The organism is Mycolicibacterium chitae (assembly GCF_900637205.1).
GTDB lineage: Bacteria > Actinomycetota > Actinomycetes > Mycobacteriales > Mycobacteriaceae > Mycobacterium > Mycobacterium chitae.
On sequence record NZ_LR134355.1, the window covers coordinates 3673460 to 3700348 of the forward strand.

The 26889-nt window shown below is 69.9% G+C and carries 26 protein-coding genes; 13 read left to right on the top strand and 13 right to left on the bottom strand.

All coding sequences use genetic code 11. From position 1 onward, the window contains the following. Nucleotides 1-32 precede the first annotated feature (32 nt). The 4 genes from EL338_RS17560 (at nucleotide 33) to EL338_RS17575 (ending at nucleotide 3713) form a co-directional block, all read left to right on the top strand. Entirely contained in the window at nucleotides 33-368 is a 336-nt protein-coding gene (locus EL338_RS17560) for a hypothetical protein (protein ID WP_126334915.1), read from the top strand. Nucleotides 369-565: 197 nt separating this feature from the next. After that, nucleotides 566-2362 carry an acetyl/propionyl/methylcrotonyl-CoA carboxylase subunit alpha gene (locus EL338_RS17565; protein WP_126334916.1) on the top strand — a complete coding sequence of 599 codons (1797 nt, stop codon included), beginning with the start codon at nucleotides 566-568 and terminating at the stop codon, nucleotides 2360-2362. Nucleotides 2363-2379: 17 nt separating this feature from the next. Then, complete coding sequence (locus tag EL338_RS17570; RefSeq protein ID WP_126334917.1) at nucleotides 2380-2718, top strand: hypothetical protein; 339 nt, start codon at nucleotides 2380-2382, stop codon at nucleotides 2716-2718. Nucleotides 2719-2720: 2 nt separating this feature from the next. Further along, nucleotides 2721-3713 carry a malate dehydrogenase gene (locus EL338_RS17575; RefSeq protein ID WP_126334918.1) on the top strand — a complete coding sequence of 331 codons (993 nt, stop codon included), beginning with the start codon at nucleotides 2721-2723 and terminating at the stop codon, nucleotides 3711-3713. A gap of 28 nt (nucleotides 3714-3741) precedes the next feature. On the opposite strand, the gene EL338_RS17580 is transcribed toward EL338_RS17575, so the two are convergent. The 4 genes from EL338_RS17580 to EL338_RS17595 all read right to left on the bottom strand — a co-directional run bounded on the left by EL338_RS17580 (nucleotide 3742) and on the right by EL338_RS17595 (nucleotide 6151). Continuing rightward, on the bottom strand, nucleotides 3742-4224 hold the full coding sequence (locus tag EL338_RS17580; RefSeq protein WP_435404971.1) for a nucleotidyltransferase family protein: 483 nt from the start codon (nucleotides 4222-4224) through the stop codon (nucleotides 3742-3744). Nucleotides 4225-4293: 69 nt separating this feature from the next. Continuing rightward, the gene (locus tag EL338_RS17585) at nucleotides 4294-5019 is read right to left on the bottom strand and encodes an RNA polymerase sigma factor SigF (RefSeq protein ID WP_235666191.1); all 726 of its coding nucleotides are present in this window, start codon (nucleotides 5017-5019) and stop codon (nucleotides 4294-4296) included. Between the two features lie 59 nt (nucleotides 5020-5078). Then, the gene (locus EL338_RS17590) at nucleotides 5079-5531 is read right to left on the bottom strand and encodes an ATP-binding protein (protein ID WP_126334921.1); all 453 of its coding nucleotides are present in this window, start codon (nucleotides 5529-5531) and stop codon (nucleotides 5079-5081) included. 236 nt (nucleotides 5532-5767) lie between these two features. After that, complete coding sequence (locus tag EL338_RS17595; RefSeq protein WP_126334922.1) at nucleotides 5768-6151, bottom strand: hypothetical protein; 384 nt, start codon at nucleotides 6149-6151, stop codon at nucleotides 5768-5770. Between the two features lie 147 nt (nucleotides 6152-6298). On the opposite strand from EL338_RS17595, the gene EL338_RS17600 reads away from it, so the two are divergent. After that, nucleotides 6299-6877: a restriction endonuclease gene (locus EL338_RS17600; RefSeq protein WP_372939072.1), complete on the top strand. Its 579-nt coding sequence runs from the start codon at nucleotides 6299-6301 to the stop codon at nucleotides 6875-6877. On the opposite strand, the gene lat is transcribed toward EL338_RS17600, so the two are convergent. Together lat and EL338_RS26190 are read right to left on the bottom strand one after the other, a co-directional pair. Then, on the bottom strand, nucleotides 6874-8166 hold the full coding sequence (lat, locus tag EL338_RS17605; RefSeq protein ID WP_235666192.1) for an L-lysine 6-transaminase: 1293 nt from the start codon (nucleotides 8164-8166) through the stop codon (nucleotides 6874-6876). The genes EL338_RS17600 and lat overlap by 4 nt on opposite strands. A 372-nt stretch (nucleotides 8167-8538) precedes the next feature. Then, nucleotides 8539-8679: a hypothetical protein gene (locus EL338_RS26190; protein ID WP_170217459.1), complete on the bottom strand. Its 141-nt coding sequence runs from the start codon at nucleotides 8677-8679 to the stop codon at nucleotides 8539-8541. Between the two features lie 115 nt (nucleotides 8680-8794). Between EL338_RS26190 and EL338_RS17610 the strand changes: the two genes are divergently transcribed. Next, nucleotides 8795-9211 carry a hypothetical protein gene (locus EL338_RS17610; protein ID WP_179967217.1) on the top strand — a complete coding sequence of 139 codons (417 nt, stop codon included), beginning with the start codon at nucleotides 8795-8797 and terminating at the stop codon, nucleotides 9209-9211. Between the two features lie 44 nt (nucleotides 9212-9255). Here the strand turns inward: EL338_RS17610 and EL338_RS17615 are convergent, their stop codons facing one another. Continuing rightward, on the bottom strand, nucleotides 9256-9714 hold the full coding sequence (locus EL338_RS17615; protein ID WP_126334925.1) for an Lrp/AsnC family transcriptional regulator: 459 nt from the start codon (nucleotides 9712-9714) through the stop codon (nucleotides 9256-9258). A gap of 30 nt (nucleotides 9715-9744) precedes the next feature. Between EL338_RS17615 and hglS the strand changes: the two genes are divergently transcribed. Both hglS and amaB read left to right on the top strand, forming a co-directional pair. Continuing rightward, on the top strand, nucleotides 9745-11004 hold the full coding sequence (hglS, locus tag EL338_RS17620) for a 2-oxoadipate dioxygenase/decarboxylase (protein WP_126334926.1): 1260 nt from the start codon (nucleotides 9745-9747) through the stop codon (nucleotides 11002-11004). Beyond that, nucleotides 10992-12539: an L-piperidine-6-carboxylate dehydrogenase gene (gene amaB, locus EL338_RS17625; protein WP_126334927.1), complete on the top strand. Its 1548-nt coding sequence runs from the start codon at nucleotides 10992-10994 to the stop codon at nucleotides 12537-12539. Before hglS ends, amaB begins: the two co-directional genes overlap by 13 nt. On the opposite strand, the gene EL338_RS17630 is transcribed toward amaB, so the two are convergent. Then, nucleotides 12536-13975: a cytochrome P450 gene (locus EL338_RS17630; protein WP_126334928.1), complete on the bottom strand. Its 1440-nt coding sequence runs from the start codon at nucleotides 13973-13975 to the stop codon at nucleotides 12536-12538. The genes amaB and EL338_RS17630 overlap by 4 nt on opposite strands. 49 nt (nucleotides 13976-14024) lie before the next feature. On the opposite strand from EL338_RS17630, the gene EL338_RS17635 reads away from it, so the two are divergent. After that, nucleotides 14025-14660, top strand: a complete 636-nt coding sequence (locus tag EL338_RS17635; RefSeq protein WP_126334929.1) for a TetR/AcrR family transcriptional regulator — start codon at nucleotides 14025-14027, stop codon at nucleotides 14658-14660. Between the two features lie 7 nt (nucleotides 14661-14667). Here EL338_RS17635 and EL338_RS17640 read toward each other — a convergent pair whose 3' ends face one another. From EL338_RS17640 to EL338_RS17655, 4 genes are all read right to left on the bottom strand, one after another. After that, nucleotides 14668-14955, bottom strand: a complete 288-nt coding sequence (locus EL338_RS17640; protein WP_126334930.1) for a hypothetical protein — start codon at nucleotides 14953-14955, stop codon at nucleotides 14668-14670. Nucleotides 14956-14986: 31 nt separating this feature from the next. Further along, nucleotides 14987-15337, bottom strand: coding sequence for a heme-binding protein (locus tag EL338_RS17645; protein ID WP_126334931.1), 351 nt, complete (start codon nucleotides 15335-15337; stop codon nucleotides 14987-14989). A gap of 50 nt (nucleotides 15338-15387) precedes the next feature. After that, nucleotides 15388-15675: a hypothetical protein gene (locus EL338_RS17650; protein WP_126334932.1), complete on the bottom strand. Its 288-nt coding sequence runs from the start codon at nucleotides 15673-15675 to the stop codon at nucleotides 15388-15390. A 165-nt stretch (nucleotides 15676-15840) separates the two neighbouring features. Beyond that, nucleotides 15841-18042 (bottom strand): winged helix-turn-helix domain-containing protein, encoded by a 2202-nt coding sequence (locus EL338_RS17655; protein WP_126334933.1) that lies wholly within the window; start codon nucleotides 18040-18042, stop codon nucleotides 15841-15843. 95 nt (nucleotides 18043-18137) lie between these two features. On the opposite strand from EL338_RS17655, the gene EL338_RS17660 reads away from it, so the two are divergent. The 3 genes from EL338_RS17660 to EL338_RS17670 all read left to right on the top strand — a co-directional run bounded on the left by EL338_RS17660 (nucleotide 18138) and on the right by EL338_RS17670 (nucleotide 24404). Then, the gene (locus EL338_RS17660; RefSeq protein ID WP_126334934.1) at nucleotides 18138-22712 is read left to right on the top strand and encodes an ATP-dependent helicase; all 4575 of its coding nucleotides are present in this window, start codon (nucleotides 18138-18140) and stop codon (nucleotides 22710-22712) included. After that, complete coding sequence (gene nei2, locus EL338_RS17665) at nucleotides 22712-23464, top strand: endonuclease VIII Nei2 (protein ID WP_126334935.1); 753 nt, start codon at nucleotides 22712-22714, stop codon at nucleotides 23462-23464. The genes EL338_RS17660 and nei2 overlap by 1 nt, the downstream gene beginning before the upstream one ends. A 148-nt stretch (nucleotides 23465-23612) precedes the next feature. Beyond that, nucleotides 23613-24404, top strand: a complete 792-nt coding sequence (locus EL338_RS17670; RefSeq protein WP_126334936.1) for an SDR family NAD(P)-dependent oxidoreductase — start codon at nucleotides 23613-23615, stop codon at nucleotides 24402-24404. Between the two features lie 55 nt (nucleotides 24405-24459). Here EL338_RS17670 and EL338_RS17675 read toward each other — a convergent pair whose 3' ends face one another. Beyond that, entirely contained in the window at nucleotides 24460-25353 is an 894-nt protein-coding gene (locus EL338_RS17675) for a TIGR03619 family F420-dependent LLM class oxidoreductase (protein ID WP_163792220.1), read from the bottom strand. Between the two features lie 248 nt (nucleotides 25354-25601). Between EL338_RS17675 and EL338_RS17680 the strand changes: the two genes are divergently transcribed. Then, a complete protein-coding gene (locus tag EL338_RS17680) occupies nucleotides 25602-26834 on the top strand; it encodes a cytochrome P450 (RefSeq protein WP_126334938.1) in 1233 nt (410 codons plus the stop codon). Nucleotides 26835-26889 lie beyond the last annotated feature (55 nt).

The following is a 26889-nucleotide window of genomic DNA, read 5'->3' on the forward strand; positions in this document are numbered from 1 at the left end:
CTGACAGGCAACAGCCAGGGGGACAGACTTTCATGCTCAAGCCCATCGTCGGCCTCTCCACCGCGCGCAAGCTGACCGTCGCCGGGGCGGTCGCGGCCGCGGCCCTGCTCGGCGTCGTCGCACCGGGTGGCCCCCTGGCGCACGCCGATGTCGTCGAGATCGGACCGGATCCGGGCGTCAGCAGCAGGCAGGCCGACGCGGTGGCGGGTAACTCGACCCACGGCGGGGTGCGCTACTCGCCCAGGGGCAGCGTCCGCGGTCAGGGCGACTCCCGCGGCGGCTCGGTCAAGGCCGTGCCGCATCCGGGCAGTCGCGCCAACGGGTTCTCGCGCGGCCGCTACAGCTACCCGGGTCTGGGCAGCTGGTAAGACCGGTGCGGGTTCCGACACGAGGGGCGGCGCGAACAATTTTCGCCGCCCCGTTTTCGGGCGGCCACCAGCGCAACTCTCGAACTTACCCGCGGGTAACGGGCACCGCCTGACCACCGGCAACTCGCGCCGCATAAACTTCCCCCGATACATTCTTAAAGACGTTTCTTAGACATGCCCAGCAGTAGGAGGCACAGGTGCCCAGTCACGCCAGCTCGACCATCACCAAGGTCCTGGTAGCCAACCGTGGCGAGATCGCCGTCCGGGTGATCCGGGCGGCCAAGGATGCGGGCCTGGAGAGCGTGGCGGTCTACGCCGAGCCCGACGCCGACGCGCCCCATGTGCGGCTGGCCGACGAGGCCTTCGCGCTGGGTGGTCAGACCTCGGCGGAGTCCTACCTGGACTTCGGCAAGCTGCTCAACGCCGCCGAGCAGTCCGGCGCCAACGCCATCCACCCCGGTTACGGATTCCTTTCCGAGAACGCCGAATTCGCGCAGGCCGTGCTCGACGCGGGCCTGATCTGGATCGGGCCGTCCCCGCAGTCCATCCGCGACCTCGGTGACAAGGTCACCGCGCGCCACATCGCCGCGCGCGCCGAGGCCCCGCTGGTCCCGGGTACCCCGGATCCGGTCAAGGACGCCGACGAGGTCGTCGCCTTCGCCAAGGAGTACGGCGTGCCGATCGCCATCAAGGCCGCCTTCGGCGGTGGCGGCCGCGGGATGAAGGTGGCCCGCACCATCGAGGAGATCCCCGAGCTGTTCGAGTCCGCCACCCGTGAGGCCGTCGCGGCCTTCGGTCGCGGCGAGTGCTTCGTCGAGCGCTACCTGGACAAGCCCCGCCACGTGGAGGCCCAGGTGATCGCCGACCAGCACGGCAACGTCATCGTCGCCGGCACCCGCGACTGCTCGCTGCAGCGTCGCTTCCAGAAGCTGGTGGAAGAGGCCCCGGCGCCGTTCCTCACCGACGCGCAGCGCAAGGAGATCCACGAGTCCGCCAAGCGCATCTGCAAGGAGGCCGGTTACTACGGCGCCGGCACCGTCGAGTACCTGGTCGGCCAGGACGGCCTGATCAGCTTCCTCGAGGTGAACACCCGCCTGCAGGTCGAGCACCCGGTCACCGAGGAGACCGCGGGCATCGACCTGGTGCGCCAGCAGTTCCTCATCGCCAACGGCGAGAAGCTGGACATCACCGAGGATCCCACCCCGCGCGGGCACTCCTTCGAGTTCCGCATCAACGGCGAGGACGCCGGCCGCGGGTTCCTGCCCGCCCCCGGACCGGTCAACAAGTTCACCCCGCCGACGGGCCCGGGCGTGCGCCTGGATTCCGGCGTGGAGAGTGGCTCGGTGATCGGCGGCCAGTTCGACTCGATGCTGGCCAAGCTGATCGTCACCGGCGCCAACCGCACCGAGGCGCTGGAGCGTTCGCGCCGCGCGCTGGCCGAGTTCGAGATCGAGGGTCTGGCCACCGTGATCCCGTTCCACCGCGCCGTGGTCTCCGACCCGGCCTTCATCGGTGACGACAACGGCTTCTCGGTGCACACCCGCTGGATCGAGACCGAGTGGGAGAACACCGTCGAGCCGTTCACCGGCGGCGGCGAGGTCGACGCCGAGGAAGAGCAGCCGCGGCAGAAGGTGGTCGTCGAGGTCGGCGGCCGCCGTCTCGAGGTGTCGCTGCCCGGCGACATGGCCATCGGCAACGGTGGCGGGCCCGCCCACGGCGCCCTCCGCAAGAAGCCCAAGGCGCGCAAGCGCGGTGGGCACGGCGGCGCCGCGGCCTCCGGCGATTCGGTGACCGCGCCCATGCAGGGCACCGTCGTCAAGGTCGCCGTCGAGGAGGGCCAGCAGGTTTCGGCCGGCGACCTGGTGGTGGTGCTCGAGGCCATGAAGATGGAGAACCCCGTCACCGCGCACAAGGACGGCACCGTCACGGGCCTGTCCGTCGAGGCCGGCGCCGCGGTCACCCAGGGCACCGTGGTCTGCGAACTCAAGGACTGACGCCCGAGCTGTTCGCGATGGAACCCGTCGAGATCAACGCCGGCAACTGGTATCTGCGGGCGGTGCGGGCCGACGAGCGAATGGACGACCGGCCCTCGCTGGCCCAACTCGGCGAGACCGACGACGGCTACGTCGGCCGGGTCGAACAGCAGTGGGCCGACGACACCCGGTACGCCTGGGCGGTGTGCGAACCCACCACCGGGGAGATGCTCGCCGAGGTGGCGCTGTGCCCCCGCACCGGCGCCATCGACACCCGCGCCCGCCCCGAGCACGACGAGGCGGCCCACGCCGCGGCCGAGGCCGTGACCCGATTCGCCGCCTCCTGCGGGATCGCCGACGCGCACCTAAGGTCGTAGGGGTGTCCACGCCGCAGATCGTCACCGTCACCGGGGCCGCCGGCCAGATCGGCTACGCCGCGCTGTTCCGCATCGCCGCCGGGGCCATGCTGGGGCATGACACCCCGGTGGTCCTGCGCCTGTTGGAACTGCCCGCCTCCGTCCGCGCCGCCGAGGGCGTGGTGATGGAACTCGACGACGGCGCCTTTCCGCTGTTGGCGGGCACCGAGATCCACGACGATCCGACCAAGGCGTTCGACGGGGTGGACGTCGCGCTGCTGATCGGGGCCAAGCCGCGTAGCAAGGGCATGGAACGCGCCGACCTGTTGTCCGCCAACGCGCAGATCTTCGCCAACGCGGGCAAGGCGCTCAACGACGGCGCCGGCTCGCAGGTGCGAATCCTGGTGGTGGGCAACCCGGCCAACACCAACACGCTGGTGGCCGCCGCGCACGCCCCGGACATCCCCGCCGACCGGTTCACCGCCCTGACCCGGCTGGACCACAATCGCGCGGTGGCCGCGCTGGCCCGGCACGCGCAGGTGCCGGTCACCGAGATCACCCGCATGTCGATCTGGGGGAATCACTCCCCCACCCAGTACCCGGACATCTTCCACGCCACCGTGGCCGGCCGGTCCGGCGCCGACTATGCCGCCGACACCCATTGGCTCAGCGACGATTTCATCCCCACCGTGGCGCGCCGCGGCACCGCGATCATCGAGGCGCGCGGCGCGAGTTCGGCCGCCTCGGCGGCCAACGGTGCCATCGACCACATCGACGACTGGGTCCACGGCACCCCCGAGGACGACTGGACCTCGGTGGCGTTGCCGTCGCCCGGCATCTATGGGGTCGACGAGGGATTGGTGTGTTCGTTCCCGTGCCGTTCGGTCGACGGGCGCTGGGCGATTGTCGAGGGCCTCGACATCAACTCGTTCTCCCGGGCCCGCATCGACGCCTCGGTCGCCGAATTGCGTTCCGAGCGTGACGCAGTGGCCGCGCTGGGCCTGCTGCCGTCCTGATACTCAGGGGGTGTCTACTCAGGGGTGTCTACTCAGGGGTGTCGATGTCCCGGCCGTCGGCCAGGTCGGAACACTCGACGGCGACCACATCGGAGCGGGCGGCCAGGAAGTCGCGGGCGCCGTGGTCGCCGCGCAGGCTCGCGAGAACCGCGGGCCAGTGCGCGGCCGCGATGACCACGGGATGACCCGGTCGGCCCGCGAAGAACGCTCGGGCCACGCCGGATTCGGCTCCGTGCGCCGCCGCCAGCAGGCGGGCCACCACCTCGGCGCCCACATCCGGGGTGTCCACGACGTGCAGCACCGCGTACTCGCCGTCTGCGGCGGTCAGCCCCGCGCGCACCGAGGCGCTCATCCCGTCGGCCCAGTCCTCCGCGAGCACCGCGCGCGCCGGGGGCGGCACCTCGACCACGGCCGCGCCCAGCACCACCAGCACGTCGTCACAGCCGCCGTCGGCCAGCGCGGTCACCGCGCGACGCAGCCAATCGCCCTGCTCGGCAAGGACTTTCGGCATGCCATAGCGCGATCCAGCGCCGGCCGCCAACACGATGCCCACGGCCGAGTGCGGTGCGGACACGGCCGGCTATTCCAGCTGATCGCGCAGCCGGCCCAGGGCCCGGGCCAGCAGCCGCGACACGTGCATCTGCGACACCCCGACCCGCTCGGCGATCTGGGTCTGGGTCATCGATTCGAAGAAGCGCAGCACCACCACGACCCGCTCGCGCTCGGGCAGCGATTCCAGCAGCGGCCGCAACGCCTCCCGGTTCTCGATCTGGTCGAGCGTGGTGTCCACATCGCCCAGGCTGTCGGCGATCGCGGGGGCGTCCTCGTCCCCACCGCCGCCGCCGCTGTCGATCGACAAGGTGTTGTAGGAGCTGCCGGCGACCAGGCCTTCGACCACTTCGTTGCGGTCCATTTCCAGCTCGGTGGCCAACTCGCTGGGCGTGGGCGCCCGGCCGAGGCGTTGGGACAGTTCCGCGGTGGCCGTACCCAGCCGCAGGTGCAGTTCCTTGAGCCGCCGCGGCACCTTCACCGACCAGCTGTTGTCCCGGAAGTGGCGGCGGACCTCGCCCATTATCGTCGGGACGGCGAACGACACGAAGTCCGATCCGGCGTTCACGTCGAACCGGATGACGGCGTTGACCAGGCCGACGCGCGCCACCTGCACCAGGTCGTCGCGCGGTTCCCCGCGCCCGTCGAACCGGCGGGCAATGTGGTCGGCCAGCGGCAGGCACCGTTCCACGATCCTGTCGCGCTGGCGCCGGAACGGCGGCGAGTCCGGTTCCAGCTTCGCCAGCTCCCGGAACATGTCCGGGACGTCGGCGTACTCAGAGCTCGATCGCGTCCGCGACCGGCGGGCAGAGGAAGTCACCTCGCGGGGCTCACTCGCCTCGTGGTCAGTGCGATGCCGAACACCGGCACTGCCCCCTCGACATCGGCGCCGTCGCGGAACGTCCGCACGTCGTCGGTCAGCGAGGTCAGCACATGCCAGCTGAAGCTGCCCGAGGGGAGAATATCGTCGGTCGCGGTCGTTTCGGTGGAGACCTCGACGACGACCTCGTTGGGCCGCGGGTCGATCACCACCACCAGCGACGCATCCGGGCCGGCCGACCGGATCAGCCGGGTGCAGGCCTCGTCGACGGCGAGCCTGAGGTCGGCCACCGTGTCGAGGTCGAGGTCCTCGAAGGTGCTCACCGCTCCGATGATGGTGCGCAACACCGCAAGGCTCTCCAGCTGTGCGGTCACTCGCACTTCGACCGCGTTGACGGTCCGAGCGGAGCGGGAGTGGACGCGCGAGTCCGCGCTTTCGGCATTCGACATGTGGTGGCCTCCCGGCGATATCGAACCGAGACTACCGCAGCCCGGTGATCTGTTACGCACGCCGACGACCCCGCGCCGACATGCCGTTTCGGTCATCAATTCGTGTACAAGTCATCGTGGCAGCGAGTACCCCAAGGTGGCCGCGAACCAAACTGCCGCGGAGCAACGAGTTGATGACGAGTTGGCGTCGGCCAATGCGCCTGCCGCCGAATGTCCTTCGCGCCCCGGCGTCGGCCTCAGTCACCGAGGATCGGCCCGATCATCGCCGGAATCCCCATCAGGGTGATCAGCATGACCATCATGAGGAACCACCCCGCGCCCTGCCAGCCCCACCAGGTGCCCCTGGCGCGCCACACCCGGTAGGTGCGGTAGAACGCCCACAGTCCCGAGGCCATCAGGATCGCCGGTGCACCGAGTCCCAGCACCGTGCGCTGCGGCGCACCGCAGGCGAACGAGTCGGCGTCGGCCGTGGCACCGTCGCAGCCACCCACCCACACCGCGGCGATGACCAGGAACACCACGCCGATCACCGTGGCGATCGCGGCGAACCGGATGGCCGAGCGGACCTCGTCGTCTTCCTGGCCCAGTCGATCGCCGCCGCGCCGCTCTTGCGTGCTCATGGTTCTCCGTATCCTCTTCGTCTCGTTCGCCCTCGACGTATGCGTCGCACGCGCGAACCCCGCCGAGGCGGGGTGATTGCCGGGTTCCCGCCGGGCCACACCGGTAAACCTCGGAGTTGTCGGGGCCCACCTCTACGATCTCCAGGCGTGGTGCGGCGCAACATCCTCCGGCTGACGAAGCTCTACGTCGCCGTGGCCGTCGCGATCGCGGCGGGCGCCTACCTGTGCGGGCTCGACGCGAAGCTCAGCGTGGGGATCGGCGCCGCGGTTCCGGTGGCCGTGTACGCCGCGCCGCGCTTCCTGCGCGGCACGCTGACCGGGGTCCGCACGCCGGGGCGACGGGAGCACCCGGCCGAAGCGATGTCCGGCCTGGAGTTCGAGGATCACGTCGCCCGGGTCGCGCGCAGCTGCGGCGTCCCGGTGATCATGACCCCGCTCTCGGGCGACTGGGGGGTCGACCTCATCGTCGGCGCCCGTCCCAATCGAGTTGCCATCCAATGCAAACGGCAGTCGCGTCCGGTGGGTCCCGCGGCGGTGCAGGAGGTGGTGGCCGGCGCCCCGATGCAGGACTGCGTCGCGACCATGGTGGTGTCCAACCAGAGCTTCACCCCGGCAGCCGTCCAACTGGCCGAGTTGCACGGCTGCGTCCTGGTCGGCGGCGCCGATCTGCGGTATCTGCGGGCCACCATCCGGCGGCTGACCGCCCCGGGTGCGCGCACCGATTAGAGCGCGGCGCGGACCGCCTCGACGGCGGTGTCGAGTTCCTGGCGGCCCACCGTCAACGCGGGCCGGAACCGCACCGAATCCACGCCGCTGCCCAGCATGACCACGCCGCGGTCCCATAGTCGGCGCAGCAACTCGTCGCGGTCCTCGGGCGAGGGCAGGCTGAACGCACACATCAGGCCGCGGCCGCGCGGATCGAGCACGGTGTCGGGGAATTCCCGGGACAGTTCCTGCAGCCGGCCCAGCAGGTGGGCGCCCATGCGGGCCGCGTTGTCGAAAAGGGATTCGGCTTCGATGGTTTCCAGGATGCGCCGGCTGCGCACCATGTCGACGAGGTTGCCACCCCAGGTGGAGTTGATCCGCGAGCTGACCCGAAAGACGTTGTCGGCCACGGCGTCGATCCGACCGCCGGCCATCACCCCGCACACCTGGGTCTTCTTGCCGAATGCCACCAGATCGGGCTGCACCCCCAATTGCTGGTAGGCCCAGGCGGTTCCGGTGATCCCGCAGCCGGTCTGCACCTCGTCGAAGACCAGCAGCGCGTCGAACTCGTCGCACAACGCCCGCATCGCGGCGAAGAACTGCGGCCGGAAGTGTCGGTCGCCGCCCTCGCCCTGGATGGGTTCGGCGATGAAACACGCGATGTCGTGCGGGTGGGCCTCGAAGGCGGCGCGCGCCTGCCGCACCGCCTCGGCCTCGGCTGCGGCGACGTCGGTGTCCGGGCGCAGATATGGCGCGTCGATGCGCGGCCAGTCGAACTTCGGGAACCGCGCGACCTTGGCCGGATCGGTGTTGGTCAGCGACATCGTGTAGCCGGAGCGACCATGGAAGGCCCCGCGCAGATGCAGCACCTTCGTGCCCAGGGCCGGGTCGATCCCGCGGGCCTCGTTGAACCGGCTCTTCCAGTCGAAGGCGGCCTTGAGCGCGTTCTCGACGGCCAGGGCGCCGCCGTCGATGAAGAACAGGTGCGGCAGGGCGGGGTCCCCGAGCACCCGGGCGAAGGTGTCGACGAAGCGGGCCATCGGCACGGTGTAGATGTCGGAGTTCGACGGCTTGTTGATCGCGACGGCGGCCAGTTCGGCCCGGAACCCGGGGTCGTCGGCGAGCGCGGGATGGTTCATGCCCAGCGCGGACGAGGCGAAGAAGGTGAACATGTCCAGATGGCGTCGGCCGGTGCGTTCATCGACCAGGTAGGAGCCGGACGACCGTTCCAGATCGAGGACCATGTCCATACCATCTGCCAACATCCGCCGGCCTACCACCGTCGGGACCGCGCTCGCGTCTATCCGCATGGCCCCACGGTCACACCGACTCGTAAAAAGTTCGGTCATACGCCCGATAGTACCGTAATTTTTCCAGCCTGATGCGAACTTAAGGGCAGGACCACCGGCTGCGACCGTCGCACACGTCGCCCCCAGGGTCGCCGCGTTTAGCCGGCCCACATCTGCGCATACGTAGACTCACGTCCATCAGAAAGAGAATCCGGATGGAAATCCCGACCGCGGGTCTGCGAATCCCCCCGCCGCTCCCCGCCGCCGCCACTGGACGCCGGAGAAAGAGCCGGTGCGGCAATGATTTCCACGCCCGGTGCCGCCCCGTCGAGACGGCGGCAGGGCGGCCGAACGAGGCCGGGGTACGACGACCCGCCCCCGAGACGGAAGCGCTCAGTCGTCGGTGGCGTCGTCGATGGCAAGGACACCGATCCGGACCAGGACGGCGTAGAAGTGCTCGACCGCGGGGGTCAACAGTCGGACGCCGGACTCGACGAGGGTGTCGGAGTGGACGTTGCGCAGGACATCGGACACGAACGCGAGGGTAAACAGCGAATAGGCCGGAGCAGGGTCGCCCGAGTTAACGGAGAGAGAAATGTTGGATTCAGTTCGTAACTATGTTTCGTCCCACCTGTCATCCCACTCCGACGTGTCGGAATTGGTACGCGACGCGCGGCGGTTCTCGGTGAAGATCCCGGTGGTGGGCAAGGTTTCGGTGCCACCCCCCGATCACCTGGCGTTCTACGGGGTGCTGGGCGCGCTGGGCGTCACCGAACTGATCCCGTGGCCGGTGGCGCTCGGCCTGGGCGTCGGGCACGCGCTGACCACCCGCCACGCGGCCGAGACGGCGGTGGAGGCGGCCATCGAGGCCACCGACGACAACAGCGGTGTCGCGGCCGAGACCCCGGCCAAGAAGTCCCCCGCCAAAAAAGCCCCGGCCAAAAAGGCCCCGGTCAAGAAAGCCGCCGCCAAGATCCCGGCGAAGAAAACACCCGCCAAGAAGTCCACCGCTCGCAAGGCTCCGGCGAAGAAGACGTCCCCCACCAAGGCCACCAAGCGTTCATAACGTCGGCGCTACATTTTTATGGCGAGAGCGCACCAGCAGCGGAACTATTCCGGTATGAAGTGCCGGTCGCTGTAGAACGTCTGTAGGATGATCGTGCTGCGCGTCTTGACGTTGGCCGCGGTGCGGATCCGCTGAAGCAACCCCTCCAGCGCCCGCGCGGACTCCACGTGGACCAACAACACGTAGCTGTCCTCACCGGCCACCGAATAACACGACTCGATTTCTGGGAGGTGCTCCAACCGTGCGGGTGCATCGTCGGGTTGGGAAGGGTCCAGCGGCGTGATGGCCACGAACGCCGACAACTGCTTGCCCACCGCGTCGGGCGCCACGCGCGCCGCGTACCCCGCGATCACCCCGCGCGACTCCAGCCGGCGCACCCGCGACTGCACCGCCGACACCGACAGCCCCGCCGTGGAGGCCAGATGCGCCAGGGTGGTGCGGCCGTCGGCAACGAGTTCACGCAGCAGGGCCCGGTCGATGTCGTCGAGCTCGTCTGCGGCCATTGCCGGAGACTATCGCAGCGGGGCCACAGGATGAGCCCATCGCTCCACATCCCGACCTGGCAACTGCGCGCCCGGTTCGCCGCGGCACTGTCGGCGATGTACGGGGCCGAGGTGCCCGCCTACACGACGTTGGTGGCGGTCAGCGCCGAGGTCAACGCCGCCTACGTGGCGTCGCATCCGCAGGCGTACCGCCTGGGTTCGCTGGACCGGGTCACTGCCGAGCGCCACGGCGCGATCCGGGTCGGCACGGCCCGCGAGATCGGCGAGGTGGCAACCCTGTTCGCCGCCTTCGGCATGTATCCGGTGGGGTTCTACGACCTGCGCGACGCGGCCTCCCCGGTCCCCGTGATCTCCACCGCGTTTCGGCCCACCACGCCCGACGAGTTGGCGCGCAACCCGTTTCGCGTCTTCACCTCCGTGCTGGCCACCGCCGACCGTCGCTTCTTCGACGACGATCTTCGTGCGCGGGTGCAGAACTTCCTGGTCCGGCGCACCCTGTTCGATCCGGACCTGATCGCCCGCGCGGCCCGCGTCGGCGCCGACGGCGGGTGTCCGGCCGAGACGGCCGAGGAGTTCGTCGCCGACGCGGTGGCGGCCTTCGCCCTGTCCCGGGAACCGATCGACAAGGCGTGGTACACCGAACTCGCGGCGGTCTCCGCGGTCGCCGCCGACATCGCCGGGGTCACCACCACGCACATCAACCACCTGACCCCGCGGGTGCTCGACATCGACGAGTTGTACCGACGGATGACCGCGCGCGGGGTCGCGATGATCGACGCCATCCAGGGGCCGCCTCGCACCGAGGGGCCCGCGGTCCTGTTGCGCCAGACGTCGTTTCGGGCGCTGGCCGAGCCGCGCCGGCTCCGACACCCCGACGGCGTGGTGCGCGACGGCAGCCTGCGGGTGCGCTTCGGAGAGGTGGAGGCCCGCGGCGTCGCACTGACCCCGGCCGGGCGACAGCGCTACGACGCGGCGATGGCCGCCCCCGACCCGGCGGCCACCTGGGACCAGCACTTCCCCGCCACCGACCGCGAGTTCGCCGACCAGCAACTCGCCTACTACGTCGGCGGTGACCCCGCCAAACCGGTTGTCTACGAGGACTTTCTGCCCGCCTCTGCGGCCGGCATCTTCCGGTCCAATCTGGACGGCGAAACCCGCCGCACCGCGGCCGACGACGACGTTGACGACGATGACTCGGACTACTCGGAGCACTGGCTGGCCGACGCGCTCGGCCGTGACCTGCTCGACCCGTACGCCCTCTACCAGAAAGCGGCCGCATGTCCACCGTGAAATTCCCCGCCCTCACCCTCCCCGACATCGCCGACCTGCGCGACCGGGCCCGCGCCGCACTGCGCTCCGTCGGCGCCGACCCGGTCCTCGGCGATCTCGACGCGCCGGGCCTGCCGGCGAGCACCCCGATCACCGGCGAGATCCTGTTCCGGGTGGCCGAGTCCACACCCGCGGACGCCGAGGCCGCGATAGCCCAAGCGGCGCAGGCCTTCACCGTCTGGCGCAGCACGCCGGCCCCGGTCCGCGGCGCGCTGGTGGGCCGGCTCGGCGAGTTGCTCACCGAGCACAAGAGCGCGCTGGCCGACCTGGTGACCATCGAGGTCGGCAAGATCGGCTCCGAGGCGCTCGGCGAGGTCCAGGAGATGATCGACGTCTGTCAGTTCGCGGTGGGACTGTCCCGGCAGCTCTACGGCAAGACCATCGCCTCCGAGCGCCCCGGCCACCGCCTGATGGAGACCTGGCATCCGCTGGGCGTCGTCGGGGTCATCACGGCCTTCAACTTCCCGGTGGCGGTGTGGGCCTGGAACACCGCGGTGGCCCTGGTCTGCGGCGACACCGTGGTCTGGAAACCCTCCGAACTGACGCCCCTGACCGCCATCGCCTGCCAGGCCCTGCTCGCGCGCGCCGCCGCCGAGGTCGGCGCCCCCGCGGAGGTCAGTCGGCTCCTGCTGGGTGGTCGCGACCTCGGCGAGGTCCTCGTCGACGACCCGCGCGTCGCGCTGCTCAGCGCCACCGGATCGGTGCGGATGGGCCGCGAGGTCGGCCCGCGCGTGGCGCGGCGCTTCGGGCGCTCCCTGCTCGAACTCGGCGGCAACAACGCCGCGGTGGTGACCCCGGCGGCGGATCTGGATCTCGCGGTGCGCGGCATCGTGTTCGCCGCGGCCGGCACCGCGGGTCAACGGTGCACCACGCTGCGCCGCTTGATCGCGCACCGGTCGGTGGCCGACACCTTGGTCGAACGCATCGCCACCGCGTATCGCAGTCTGCCGGTGGGTGATCCGTTCTCGTCGGACACGTTGGTGGGGCCGCTGATCCACGAGACGGCCTACCGGTCCATGGTGGGCGCGCTGGAACAGGCCGCCGCCGACGGCGGTGAGGTGCTCGGCGGGGAGCGGCACGCCTCCCCCGAGGCGTGCTACTACGTCTCGCCCGCGCTGGTGCGGATGCCCGCGCAGACCGCGGTGGTGCACGACGAGACGTTCGCCCCGCTGCTGTACGTGCTGACCTACGACACCTTGGACGAGGCGATCGCGCTGAACAACGCGGTGCCCCAGGGCCTCTCCTCGGCGATCTTCACCACCGACGTCCGCGAGGCCGAGCGGTTCCTGGCCGCCGACGGCTCCGACTGCGGCATCGCCAACGTCAACATCGGCACCTCGGGCGCCGAGATCGGCGGGGCCTTCGGCGGCGAGAAGCAGACCGGCGGCGGGCGGGAATCCGGATCCGATTCGTGGAAGGCCTACATGCGCCGCGCCACCAACACCGTGAACTACTCCTCGGAACTCCCCCTGGCCCAAGGTGTGCAGTTCGGCTAGCTGCGCCGGCGCAATCCCAGCCGGAACCCCTTGGGCAGCACCGTGAGCCGCTCCGAGACCGCCAGCTGATAGTCCGGGTCGGCAACCAGGTCGTAGCGGCGGATCAGCATGCCGAGCAGCAGGACCGCCTCGTGCAGGGCGAATTGCCGTCCGATGCAGGAGCGTTCGCCGGTGCCGAACGGCTTGTACAGCGTGCCGGACCGGGCGCGCAGGTGCTCGGGGGCGAACCGGTCGGGGTCGAACTGGTCGACCGGGGCCAGACCCGGGCCGGTCCAACGCGGGTCGCGGTGCAGCGTCCCGGTCAGCGCCAGCACCCATTCTCCCTTTCGGACGGGGTAGGTGCCGGCCAGCACCGTGTCCTCGCGGGCCTGCCGGTAGTAGCCGGGCACGGTGGGCTGCAGCCGCAGCGATTCGTCGAGCACCCGTCGCACATACCGCAGTTTGGCGATCTGTTCGAACTCCGGGCGTTGCGCCTCACCCCACACCTGGTCGACCTCGGCGCGCGCCCGCGCGAACACCTCGGGATGGGTGGACAGGAAGTACAGCGCGAAAGACAAGGCCCCGGAGGTGGTTTCATGGCCGGCGATCAGGAAGTTGATCAGCTGGTAGCGGATGTTGGCCTCGCCGAGGCGGGGCCGACCGTCGGCGTCGGGGGTCAGCATGAGCTCCAACAGGTCGTCGTGGTGACCCGGCCCCTCGGCGCGGCGCGCCGCGATGATGTCGTCGGCGATGGCATGCAGATTGGCCGCGTACCGGCGGACCCGTCGTTCATAGGCGTTGGCGACGAAGCGCGGTAGATAGGTCTGCCAGAGCACCCCGACCTTGTCCGAACCCCGCAGCGCGGCCACCATGTTGTCGACGAACGGGTGCATGCCCTCGGAGGCGAACGCGTCGAAGGAGTAACCGGCCGCGCAGCGTCCGATGGTTTCCAACGTGACCCGGGTGGTGTCGGCCGAGACCTCGACGGTGCTCCCGTTGTCCGCGTGGATGTCCCAGGAAGCGGTGAGTTCGGTACCCACGTCGACCATGGTCGGGTGGTAGCGGCGCATCGCCGCCTGGGTGAAGGCGGGCATCAGCAGTTCGTGCGCACGACGCCAGTTCGGTTCGTCGTTGTAGGCGGTGAACAGGCCGTCGCCGCCGACGATGCGCAGCGCGACGATCTCGGGGCCCAGGTGCTTGCAGAACCGCTTCTCGTCGTTGAGGTCGGTGACGACCTCGGCGCCGGCGGCCACCACGTAACGCGCGCCCATGAAGGTGAACTCGAAGATCGGCCCCAACTGGGCGGCGTAGTCGAGCGCCGATCCGGTGGGCTCGTTACCGCGAAAGGTCAGGATGTCGCCGAGCAGCGGAACCCGCTTGGGCGGGCGCGGGATCCGCGCAGCACGCAGGGCTTGGCCCGCAGCACGCCGGTCGGTTTCGGAAGCAACGGCGGTCATGGGTCCAGCCTCCGGCGTTGTTATACATGTGTCAAGTAGTATCCCTGACATGTCCGGCAAGGCCCGCCGTCGGTTGTCCCCCGACGATCGTCGCACCGAACTGCTCGCACTCGGCGCGCAGGCCTTCGGACAACGCCCCTACGACGAGGTGCGCATCGACGAAATCGCCGCGCGCGCCGGCGTCTCCCGCGCGCTGATGTACCACTACTTCCCCGACAAGCGCGCGTTCTTCGCCGAGGTCATCCGCAACGAGGGCGAACGGCTCTTCGAGGCCACCAGCACCCCGGCGCGTCCCGGCCAGACCTTGTTCGAGCGGTTGCGCACCGGCGTGCTGGCCTACCTCGACTATCACGAGCGCAATCCGCACGGGTCGTGGGCGGCCCACGTCGGACTGGGCCGCACCGACCCGGTGCTCGTCGGCGTCGACAGCGCCGACAACGAGCGGCAGATGCAGCGCATCATGGCCGCTGTGGTCGAGGTGGCCGGAGATCTGGACGACAAGGTCGAACGCGATCTGCAGGTCATCGTCTACGGCTGGCTGGCCTTCACCCTCGAGATCTGCCGACAGCGGATCATCGATCCGTCACTCGACGCCCACCAACTCGCCGACTCGGCGGCCCACAGCCTGCTGGACGCGGTGGCGCGGGTACCCGGCATTCCCGACGCGCTGCGCGAACACTGCTGACGGCCGCTCAGCGCCGTCCCCCGCGCCCGCCGCCGCGCCCCGGCAGGTCGTTGTTCGGCCGGTCCGGGCGGGAGATCCCGCCGTCGAAATCCGGGTCCAGCACTATGCCGTAGTCGAATCCGTCGTAGTCGCAATACCAGTCGAAGTCGCACGGGTGCGACACCGAGCCCGGCCCCTGGCCGGTGTTGCTGCCGCGGGTGTCACCCTGGGAGCACAGCACCGTGCCGTTCGAGGTGACGCAGTCCGCGCCGACGCGCGGGCTGGTGATCAGCCCGAGGGCCGACGCGGCGGCCACCGCGGCAACCGCCGCAGCCGCGGTCCAGGGGTCAGTCGGTGAGCGGAACACCGCACCGGGCCCGGAAATCCATCATGGGCTGCCGGATGGCCGTGAGTTCGTTGCGTACTTGCGGATTGGCGTCCAGATACGACGAGATCTGTTCGGTCCGTTGTTCCTTCGGCTGTCCCTTCAGGCTGGTGAAGAACGCGTTGACGGGCGGATGGGTGAACATGTAGGCCGACATCGAGGCCGAGACCCCCGACATGATGCCGGTCATGTCTCCCACCGAGCAGTTCGGCGGTGGCGGCGGCGGATCCTCGGCGAACGCTGCCGGCGCCGCGGTGAGCAACATGCCGGCGGCGAAGGCCGCGGCGACTGCAGATCGAACGAAAACGGACATACCCGCTCCTTTACGTAGTCGACTATGGCGCAAGTTGGAGACCACGGTCGTCACCTCCGGCCGCCGCGGTCACGGTCACGGTCACGGTCTGGCCGATCACGGTCGGGGCGATCGCGGCCCGGTAGGTCGTTGTCCACCTGGGGGCGCTGGGGCCCCTCGTCGAGCAGGACACCCAGATCGTCGTCGTTGCAGTACCAATCGAAGTCGCACCACGGATAGGTGCTCTCGGTGATCGCCGGGCGGGGACCGTCGCTGCGACTCGCCACCGCCGGGGTGGAGACCAGCAGCGAGGCCGTGACACCGGCGGCCAACACCGCGAGAGGGAACGCCTTGCGCATCGCCAATCTCCTGCCCGTGAGGTCGTATCGATCCGCCAAGTGCAGGAATTGATGGCCACGGGCGCTGTGCACCCGTGGCCTACCCCGACTTTGCTGATGAGCAATGTAAACCGGCGGTGGCTCCTCGACATCACCCAGAATGGGGGAAATTCCCACGGCGGGCGTTTAATTGGCCAGCAGGCCCACTCGTTTCGCCTCGGCCACCGCCTCGGCACGCGAAGCCACCGCCAGCTTGCGATAGATCGAGGTCGCCTGACTCTTCACGGTCTCGCGGCCGATCATCAGTTCCTCGGCGATGCGCTGCAACGACAGATGCGTTGCCAGGTGCGGCAACAGCCGCAACTCGGCCGCGGTCAACGGCTTGCGATCACCGCCGACGGCCAACACGCGGACCCGTTCAAGCCGTCGCAGCAGCGCCACCGCCGCCGGCTCGCGTCGCCCGGCCCGGCCCCCCTCCTCGAGATGTCGCGTCATCACCTCGCGGTCCCCGAGCACCGCCGCCGACCAGGCCAGCAGGCCGTGTCCGAGCAGCGCCGTGCGCGCCGCGAGATTTCCCAGGTTGCCCAGGAGTCGTTCGGTGATCACGATCGATTCCCTTGCCGCCGCGACCTTCCCGGTGCGGGCCTCCACTAGCGCACTGACCCCGTAGGTGACGATGAGCGGGACGACATCGCTGAGATCGAAGGCGTCGGCGATATCCCGGGCCGTGGATCCGCGCGCCAAGCAGCCGGCCTCGTCGCCGTCACCGAGATCCAACAGGGCCAGGTGCGACAACGCGGCGGCCTGGAAGCCGGGCAGCTCGTCCAGCAGCGGCAGCGCAGATTCCAGCAACACCCGTGCCCGGTCGTTGTTGCCGAGCATCGCCTCCGCGGCGCCCAGCATCACCGTGGCCGCACCCCACCACGGGTTCACCGTGCAGTCGCCCGCCGCGCGCACCGTCTCGGCGTGCCGTACGACATCGTGCACCCCGCCCGTGCCCACCAACGAACTCAGCAGTGCCACAGCGACTTCCACCGACGGCGTACCGTCGGCCAGCGCGGCGCCGCGGTCGGCGCGCGCCGCCCACATCAGCGAGCGCTGGATCGACGCCGCATCGCCGGTGGTGACGGCCAACCACGCACTGGCGATGGCCGCGTCGGGGTGCTCGGTCACGGTGCGCTCGTCCAGCATCCCCACCCGGCGGGCCAGGAGTCCGCCGCGGCCGTCGAAGCCCAACCGCACCGCCTCGCGGCCCACCAGGGCCGCGGCGTACCGGCGGTCCCCGGCGCGCAGGGCACACTCCATCGCGGCATCGAGATCGCCCTGCCGGTCCAGCATTCGAGCGGCCCGCCCGGCCAGCACCCGGAGTCGAACCGGGTCGGTTGAGCGCAGCCGATGCCGCAGGAAGTCGCCGAGCAGACTGTGGTAGCGGTACCACACCCCCTCGGCATCAAGCGAAATCACGAAGAGGTTGCCCGAACCGCGAATCTGTTCCAGCCGTCGCGCCGAATCGGTACGGCCGAGCATCTCGTCCAGCGTGGCCGCGGAGAACCGCTGCAGGACCGTGGATTCCGTCAGGAACCGCACGGAGTCCGGATCGAGTTGGCCGAGAACCTCTTCCATCAGGTAGTCGGCCACCAGCGGGTGGCTACCGGTCAATGCGACGGGGTCGGTGCCGTCCCGCGCCGAGAGCGCGACGAGCACCACCGCCGCCGCCCAGCCCTCGCACCTGCCCAGGACCGACGAGAACACATCGTCGTCGCAGCGCGCGCCGACGGCCGAAAAGACCTGTGTCGCCTCTTCTTCGGACAATGCCAGATCGGTGATGTCGACCTCGACCAACCGGCCGCCCAATCGGCGCCGGGCCGCATGCACCGGCGGTACGGAACGGCCCACCAGGACCACGGTCAGGGAGATCGGCGCCTCGGCGATCAACGCCGCCAAGGCCAGCCGAGCCGGTGCGGCCGACAGTGCGTGGACATCATCGATCACCAGCACCAGCGGCTCGCACTCGTCCAACGCCCCGACCAGCGCCGGTACCAATTGCGTCAGCGGATCGCGACCGGGTCCGCGCAGGTAGCGCAACACCGTCCGGTCCAACGGACACATCCGGTCGAGCGCGGTCGCAATGTGCAACAGCAGGTGCACCGGGTCGTCGTCGAGGCGGTCGAGGCGCAGCCAGGCGAACAGCCTGGGATCGGCCTCATCCCATTGGTTGACGGCGGTGGTCTTGCCGTAGCCCGCCGGCGCCACCACCGTGACCAGATCGCCGCCCCGGGTGCCCAGCACCGCCTTCACGATGGCGGTCCGCGGCACGCATTGACCGGGCGTACCGGGCCGCCCGATCGTGGCCGCCGGAATGAGCGGCTGCCAGTCCCCCGCCACCACGAAGGAATCCTATACGCGGCACCGTGACCTGCGCGCGGCTACGACAACGCGAAGACGACGCAATATTTGTCGGGCACTCTTGGCACCATGGAGGGGTGGCCCCTCGAATTGATCCGCTGGCTCGCTTCGGCGGGCTCACCCGGGATTGGTTCGCGGGCACCTTCGTGGCCCCCACCCCGGCCCAGGCCCAGGCCTGGGCCGCGATCGCCGACGGCGAGAACACCCTGGTCATCGCGCCCACCGGGTCCGGCAAGACGCTCGCGGCGTTCCTGTGGGCCATCGACCGGCTGGCCCAGGATCCGCGGACCACACCCAGCACCCGGGTGCTCTACATCTCCCCGCTCAAGGCCCTGGCCGTCGACGTCGAGCGCAACCTGCGCACCCCGCTGACCGGGATCGCGCGGATCGCCGAGCGCAACAATCAACCCGCCCCGGCGATCACCGTGGGCGTTCGGTCCGGGGACACCCCGCCCAACCGTCGTCGGGAACTGATCGCCAAGCCACCCGACATCCTGATCACCACCCCAGAGTCGCTGTTCCTCATGCTGACCTCGGCCGCGCGCGAGTCGCTGACCGGCGTGCAGACGGTCATCATCGACGAGGTGCACGCGGTGGCCGGCACCAAGCGCGGCGCCCACCTGGCGCTGTCGCTGGAACGCCTCGATGCCCTGCTGGACACACCGGCGCAGCGGATCGGCCTGTCGGCCACCGTGCGGCCGGCCGAGGAGGTGGCCCGGTTCCTGTCGGGCTCGGCCGCCGGCCCGACCAGCATCGTCGCGCCGCCGGCGACCAAGACCTTCGACCTCAGCGTGCAGGTGCCCGTGCCGGACATGGCCAATCTGGCCGAGGGCTCCATCTGGCCCGACGTCGAGGAACGCATCGTCGATCTCATCGAGGCGCACAACTCCTCGATCGTGTTCGCCAACTCGCGGCGGCTGGCCGAGCGGCTCACCGCCCGGCTCAACGAGATTCACGCCGAGCGCCTCGGCTCCGACCGTCCGAACGACAGTCCGAACCCGCGCAATCCCACGGTGGCCGGCGGCGCCCCGGCCTACGTCATGGCTAGCGGGCAGACCCTCGGCGCCGAACCGGTGTTGGCCCGCGCCCACCACGGCTCGGTGTCCAAGGAGTCGCGCGCCGAGGTCGAAAACGCGCTCAAGAGCGGCCAACTCAAGGCCGTGGTGGCCACCTCGAGCCTGGAGTTGGGCATCGACATGGGCGCGGTGGACCTGGTGATCCAGGTCGAGACCCCGCCCTCGGTGGCCAGCGGCCTGCAGCGGATCGGCCGCGCGGGCCATCAGGTCGGCGAGATCAGCCAGGGCGTGCTGTTCCCCAAGCACCGCACCGACCTGATCGGGTGCGCGGTGACGGTGCAACGCATGCTGGGCGGGGCCATCGAGGCCATGCGGGTGCCCACCAACCCACTCGACGTGCTGGCCCAGCACACAGTGGCCGCCAGCGCGCTGGAGCCGCTGGACGCCGACGTGTGGTTCGACACGGTGCGCCGCAGCGCCCCGTTCGCGACGTTGCCGCGCAGCGCCTTCGAGGCCACCCTGGACCTGCTCAGCGGCAAGTACCCGTCCACCGAGTTCGCCGAGCTGCGACCGCGGGTGGTCTACGACCGCGACACCGGCACCCTGACGGCGCGGCCCGGCGCCCAGCGCCTGGCCGTCACCTCCGGCGGCGCCATCCCGGACCGCGGCCTGTTCACGGTGTACCTGGCCAGCAGCGCCGACACCGAAAAACCCTCCCGGGTGGGTGAACTCGACGAGGAGATGGTGTACGAGTCGCGCCCCGGCGATGTGATCTCACTCGGCGCCACCAGCTGGCGGATCACCGAGATCACCCACGACCGGGTGCTGGTGGTCCCCGCCCCCGGTGAGCCGGCCCGGCTGCCGTTCTGGCGCGGCGACGGGGTGGGCCGGCCGGCCGAACTCGGGGCCGCGATCGGCGAGTTCACCGGCGAACTGGCGCGCCTTGACCGCGAGGCGTTCACCCAGCGCTGTCAGACGATCGGCTTCGACGACTACGCAGGAGACAACCTGTGGCAGCTGCTGGACGAGCAGAAGACCGCCACCGGCACCGTGCCGTCGGACAGCGCGCTGCTGGTCGAGCGGTTCCGCGACGAACTCGGCGACTGGCGGGTCATCCTGCACTCGCCGTACGGGCTGCGGGTGCACGGGCCGCTGGCGCTGGCGGTCGGCAAGCGGATCTACGAGCGCTACGGCATCGACGAGAAGCCCACCGCCTCCGACGACGGCATCATCGTGCGCCTGCCCGACACCCTCAACGGACCCGAAACCGCGCCCGGGGCAGACATTTTCGTCTTCGAGCCCGACGAGATCGAGCCGCTGGTCACCGCCGAGGTCGGCGGCTCGGCGCTGTTCGCGTCCCGCTTCCGGGAGTGCGCGGCGCGGGCGTTGCTGCTGCCGCGCCGCCACCCCGGCAAGCGGTCCCCGCTGTGGCATCAGCGCCAGCGCGCTGCGCAACTGCTCGACGTGGCCCGGCACTACCCCGACTTCCCCATCGTCCTCGAGGCCGTGCGGGAATGCCTGCAGGACGTCTACGACGTGCCGAGCCTGGTCGAGCTGATGGCCCGGATCGCGCAGCGCCGGGTGCGCGTCACCGAGGTCGAGACCACCACCCCGTCGCCGTTTGCGGCGTCGCTGCTGTTCGGCTACGTCGGGGCGTTCATGTACGAGGGCGACAGCCCGCTGGCCGAACGGCGCGCGGCCGCACTGGCGTTGGACCCCACCCTGCTGGCCGAGTTGTTGGGCCGCATCGAGTTGCGGGAACTGCTCGACGCCGACGTCATCGCCGCGACCACCCGTCAGCTGCAGCACCTCAGCACCGAGCGGGCCGCACGGGACGCCGAGGGCGTCGCCGACCTGCTGCGGCTGCTCGGGCCGCTGACGAGCGAGGAGATCGCCGCGCGCGCCGACGGCGCCGAGGTCGATGAGTGGCTGGCGGAGCTGCGGGCGGCCAAGCGGGCGCTGCCGGTCTCCTACGCCGACAAGCAGTGGTGGGCCGCGGTGGAGGACATCGCCCGGCTGCGTGACGGGGTCGGGGTGGCGGTGCCGGTGGGCGTGGCCACGGCGTTCCTCGAACCCGTCGTCGACCCGCTCGGCGAGCTGCTGGGCCGCTACGCGCGCACCCGCGGACCGTTCACCACCGCCGAGGCCGCGGCGCGGTTCGGGCTGGGCCTGCGGGTGGCCGCCGACGTGCTGGGCCGCCTCGCGGTCGACGGCAAGTTGGTGCGCGGCGAATTCACCGACGTCCCTACCGATACCGGCCACGGCGACCAATGGTGCGACGCGGAGGTGCTGCGCATCCTGCGGCGGCGCTCCCTGGCGGCGCTGCGCGCCCAGATCGAGCCGGTCAGCACCGCCGCCTATGCCCGCTTCCTGCCGGCCTGGCAGCAGGTGGGCGGTGAGGCGACCGCCGGTGTCGACGGCCTGGCCACCGTGATCGATCAACTGGCCGGCGTGCCGATGCCGGCCTCCGCGATCGAACCGCTGATCTTCGGGCAACGGGTGCGCGACTATCAACCGGCGATGCTGGACGAACTGCTGGCCTCCGGCGAGGTGATCTGGTCCGGCGCCGGCCCGCTGGCCACCGGCGACGGCTGGATCGCGTTCCACGGCGCGGACGCGGCCCCGCTGTCGTTGGCGCCCCCGACCGAGCTCGAGCACACCGACGCCCACCGCGCCATCCTGGCGGCGCTCGACGGCGGGGGCGCGTACTTCTTCCGTCAGCTCAGCACCGACGGGATCGGCACCGGTGAGCTCAAAGAGGCGCTGTGGCAGCTGATCTGGGGCGGCCACGTCACCGGCGACACGTTCGCCCCGGTCCGGGCGCTGCTGACCGGCGGCCGGCGCACCGGCGCCCGCCGGTCGAGCGCCCCGGCGCATCGGCACCGCCGCGCCCCCCGGATGCGCAACTACCGCGTCGACACCAACCTCGGCGCGCATGCGCGGGACAGCGACCCGACGGTGGCCGGGCGCTGGTCGCTGCTGCCGGAAGTGGAGCTGGATTCGACGGTGCGCGCGCACTTCCAGGCCGATCAGCTGCTGGCCCGGCACGGCGTGCTGACCCGCGGCGCGGTCGCCGCCGAGAACACCCCGGGCGGGTTCGCCACGCTCTACAAGGTGCTCGCCGCGCTGGAGGAGGCCGGCCGCTGCCAGCGCGGCTATTTCGTCGAATCCCTGGGTGGGGCGCAGTTCGCCACGGCCACCACCGTGGATCGGTTGCGCGGCTTCGCCGACACCATCGACGACGAGCAGCGCGCCGGTGCCGCGCAGGTGCTCGCCGCGACCGACCCCGCCAACCCCTACGGCGCCGCGCTGCCCTGGCCCGCCCGGGCCGTCGACACCGACAGCGCGCACCGCCCGGGCCGCAAGGCTGGTGCCCTGGTGGCCCTCGTCGACGGCGAGCCGGCCTGGTACCTCGAACGCGGCGGGCGTTCGCTGCTGAGCTTCACCACCGACGTCGGCGTGCAGAACGCGGCGGCCGCGGCGCTAGCGGATCTGGTTGCGCAGCGCCGGATCCCGGGCCTGGTGGTGGAGCGCATCGACGGCGTGCCGGTGCTCACCGGCCGCGACTCGGCCGCCGCCGCGGCGCTACTGGCCGCCGGGTTCGCCCGCACCCCGCGTGGACTGCGGTTGCGCTGATGCCGGAGGGCGACACCGTCTACCGGACGGCCGAGAAACTGCGCGAGGCGTTGGTGGGCAAGACCCTGACCCGCTGCGAGGTCCGGGTCCCTCGCTACGCCACGGTCGACCTGAGCGGTCAGGTGGTCGACGAGGTGCTCTGCCGCGGCAAGCATTTGTTCATCCGCGCCGGGACCGCCAGCATCCACTCGCACCTGAAGATGGACGGCAGCTGGCAGACCGGGCGGATGCGGGTGCCGGCCCACAAGGTCCGGATCATCCTCGAGACGGCCGATTCCCGTGCCGTCGGCGTCGATCTCGGGGTCCTGGAGATCCTGGAGCGGGCCCGCGATCTCGACGTCGTCGCGCACCTGGGCCCGGATCTGCTGGGGCCCGACTGGTCCGCGGAGGCCGCCGCGGCGAACCTGATGGCCGACCCGGGCCGCCCGATCGCCGAGACGCTGCTGGACCAGCGGGTACTGGCCGGGGTGGGCAACGTCTACGCGAACGAACTCTGCTACGTGTTCGGACTGCGGCCGCAGACCGCCGTCGGGGCCGTGTCCGACCCGGTGCGCTTGCTGCAGCGGACCCAGCAGATGTTGTGGGCCAACCGATCCCGGGTGCAGCGGGTCACCACCGGGGACACCCGCCGGGGCCGCGACCTGTGGGTGTACGGCCGCGCGGGCGAGCCGTGCCGGCGCTGCGGGACGGCGATCGAGACCGACCGTTCCGGGGACCGGGTCACCTACTGGTGTCCGGCGTGTCAGCGCTGACTACACCGCCCCGAGGACGCACGGGCTCCGTTGCCGGGCAACCTCCCACACTGCTAACCTAAACGCATTAGATAGCGCGTGACCTCCTCCGCGGCTCGACGTAGGCACCCGAACGCCAACGCAGCCCACCCAGAAAGCGAGTCGATCGGTGACTGATTCCGAAGCGCAGGACTTCCCCCTCCCCTACGCCTCGACCGACCTGAGCGGTCAGGTCGCCCTGGTGACTGGTGCGAGTTCGGGCCTGGGCAGACGCTTCGCCCAGACGCTGGCTGCCGCCGGTGCGCGCGTGGTCGTCACCGGCCGCCGCGGCGACCGACTCAAAGAAGTTGCCGACGAGATCGTCTCGACCGGCGGACAGTGCGAGCCGTTCACCATGGACGTCACCGACGCGACCGACTGCGTGAGCGCTCTCGACCACGCCGAGTCGGCATTCGGCACCGTCACGATCCTGGTGAACAACGCCGGCATCCCCGATGCGCAGCGGGCACACAAGATGTCGCTCGAGGCCATCGACGCCGTCATTGCGACTAACGTGCGCGGCCCGTTCGTGCTGTCCTGCGAGGTGGCGCGCCGACTGATCGCCGCGGGACTACCCGGACGGATCGTCAACCTTTCCTCGATGGCGGCCTTCAATTACACGGGCAACGGCGCGGCCCTGTACTCCTCCACCAAGGCTGCGGTCAACCGGATGACCGAGGCGCTCGCCGTGGAGTGGGTGCGCTACGGAATCAACGTCAACGCGATATCGCCCGGGTCATTCGCCTCGGAGATGCACGACGGCATGGTCGCGCGGGTCGGCGACTTCTCGCAGCGCCTGCCGCGCAAACGGTTCGGGGAGCCGGCCCAGCTGGACAGCACGTTGCTGTTCCTGGTGGGTCCGTCGTCCGAGGTCGTGACGGGGACGGTCATCAAGGCCGACGACGGTCAGTTCCCACGCTGAGGACCGTGGGCGGCCCGACTCCCCCGTCTTCGGGCCGCTCACCCTCACCTCGTTGTCATTCGCGTACAGCAGGAAGGACCATCTCGGCCACAAGGGCCAACTGCTCGAGATTCTGGGCGTTGTTGTGCTCGGCCGCGCCGAGGCGGAAGACGAAGTTGCGCACCCCGATCTCACTGAGCCGACCCACGTCATCGATGACCTGCTCGACGCCGCCGGTCAGCGGCACGCGAGTGGTTTCCTCCACCGCTCGCGTGACGATGTCACCGAAGAATCCGCTGTAGGACAACGTCGGCAGCGACTTACCCAACCGATCGCACTCGCGGCGCAGCTGTGCGACGCCGTCGGCGTAGCGCTGCGGAGTGAGGCTGAGCGGGTGCCACCCGTCGCCAAGGCGAACGGTCCGCCGGATCGCCGCCGGGCTGTCCCCGCCGACCCAGATCGGTGGGTGTGGCTGCCGGACCGGCAGGGGGCCCAGTTCGGGCTCATCGAGGACGATGTATTCGCCGCGGAACACTGCCGGACCCGGAGTCCAGATCTGCTTCCATGCCTGGATGTACTCGTCGGTCACCGCACCGCGGTTCCGGAAGTCCGCACCCACCGTGACGTACTCGTGCTCCGAATGGCCGGTACCCACCCCCACGGTCAGCCGCCCGCCGCTGACGATGTCCACGGTGGCCAGCGCCTTGGCCGCGGCGACCGGATGACGATAGGCGGCGATCAGGACGTCGGTGCCCAGAGCCATCCCTGGCACGACCCCAGCCAGACCGGCCAGCAGGGTGGGCGCGTCGTACCACGTCCGCGACAGCTGCGGGGGCGGACCCACTACCAGGTGGTCGGACAGCCAGAGTCCGTCGAATCCTGCCCGCTGCGCGCTGATCGCAAAGCCCGCGATCGCGTCATAGGCCAGCTGATGGTCGAAGAACGGCATCGCGACACCGAATGTCGCCACATCAGGCGCGCCTTTATCTATCGTCATAAGTTTTATACCTTACGCGACGGGAGGTTCCGGCAGCCAAGGGTTGCAGGCATCCCTCAATGCGAACAGGCCGATCACGTCTTGACCAACTTACCTATAGATATAAGGTTAAGTCTGAACTGCGGCCCGCAGGACCAACCGCACCGGCGGCGACACCGCCGGATCGTCTTCGTGCCTTCGCGACCGGATTTCCACCACCGCACAACGACAGGATGAGAGACATGCCCGCTAGCTCCACCGGCGTTCCCGATCACCTGCGGGTCGACTTCGACGTCTTCGACCCAGCGCTGACCGCGCCGACCGATAGATTTCAGTCCGAGGTCGCGAAGTTGGCCGCGATCGGTCCGGTGGTCTATTCCACCGCCCACGACGGACATTGGGTGGTGACGGGGTACGACGAGATCCAAGGGGGGATGCTCGACCCCGAGCGGTTTTCCGCCTGGCCCACCAACATCATGCCGCACGGCGACGAGAAGACCTTGCCGCTCGAACTGGACCCGCCCGAGCACACGGCCTATCGCCAAGCGCTGCAACCGATTTTCGGTCCCCGCCGGATGAAGACGCTCGAAACCGTCATCCGCGACACGACCAACGAACTCATCGATGGCTTCGCCCACCGGGGCTCGGCGGAGTTCGTCGCGGAATTCGCCCACGAACTGCCGACCCGCATGTTCCTAGGTCTGATGGACCTGCCACTTCGGGACGCGCCGCTGTTCACCGAGGCCACCAACATCTTCATCCAGGGCAAACCCGAGTTGGGCAGAGAAGAATCGGGGAAGGCGATGGAGGAGGCTCTGCACCGGATGCTTGGCTACTTCGCCGGGGTTGTCGAAGAACGCAAGAATCGCCCCGAACCCGGCACCGACATCACGAGTCACATCGTGCGCACCCCCGTGGAGATCCTGGGCGAGACCCGCAACTTCACCGATGCCGAGCTGTGCAACATGTTCTTCCTGCTCCTGCTCGGCGGTCTGCACACCGTGCAGGGTTCCCTGGCCTGGGCGCTGCAGCACCTGGCCAACAATCCCGGCCAGCGCCAGAAACTCATCGACAACCCCGACCTGCTCCCGTCGGCCATCGAAGAGATCCTGCGCCTCGAGGGCGCTGTCTCCCCTGGACGTCGCGCCACGCGGGACACCACGTTGGGGGGCGTGCCGATCAAGGCCGACGACCAACTGCTGCTCGTCCTCGCCGGCGGCAACCGCGACCAGCGTCAGTACGAGAATTCGGACTCGATGGACATCGCGCGGATCCCCAACAGGCATCTGTCCTTCGGCGTCGGGGCCCATCGTTGCATCGGTTCGCATCTGGCCCGCCTCGAATTGAGCATTGCGCTGCAGGAGATCCACCGTCGGATTCCCGATTACCGGCTCGACCCGGACGATCCGCCGATCTGGCACCCCAGCCAGGTGCGCGGCGTCGTCAAGATGCCACTCCGGTTCACGCCGGCCTGACAACATCGCAAAAACTACAGACACCCCATATCTAATGGAATAAGGTTATCGTAGG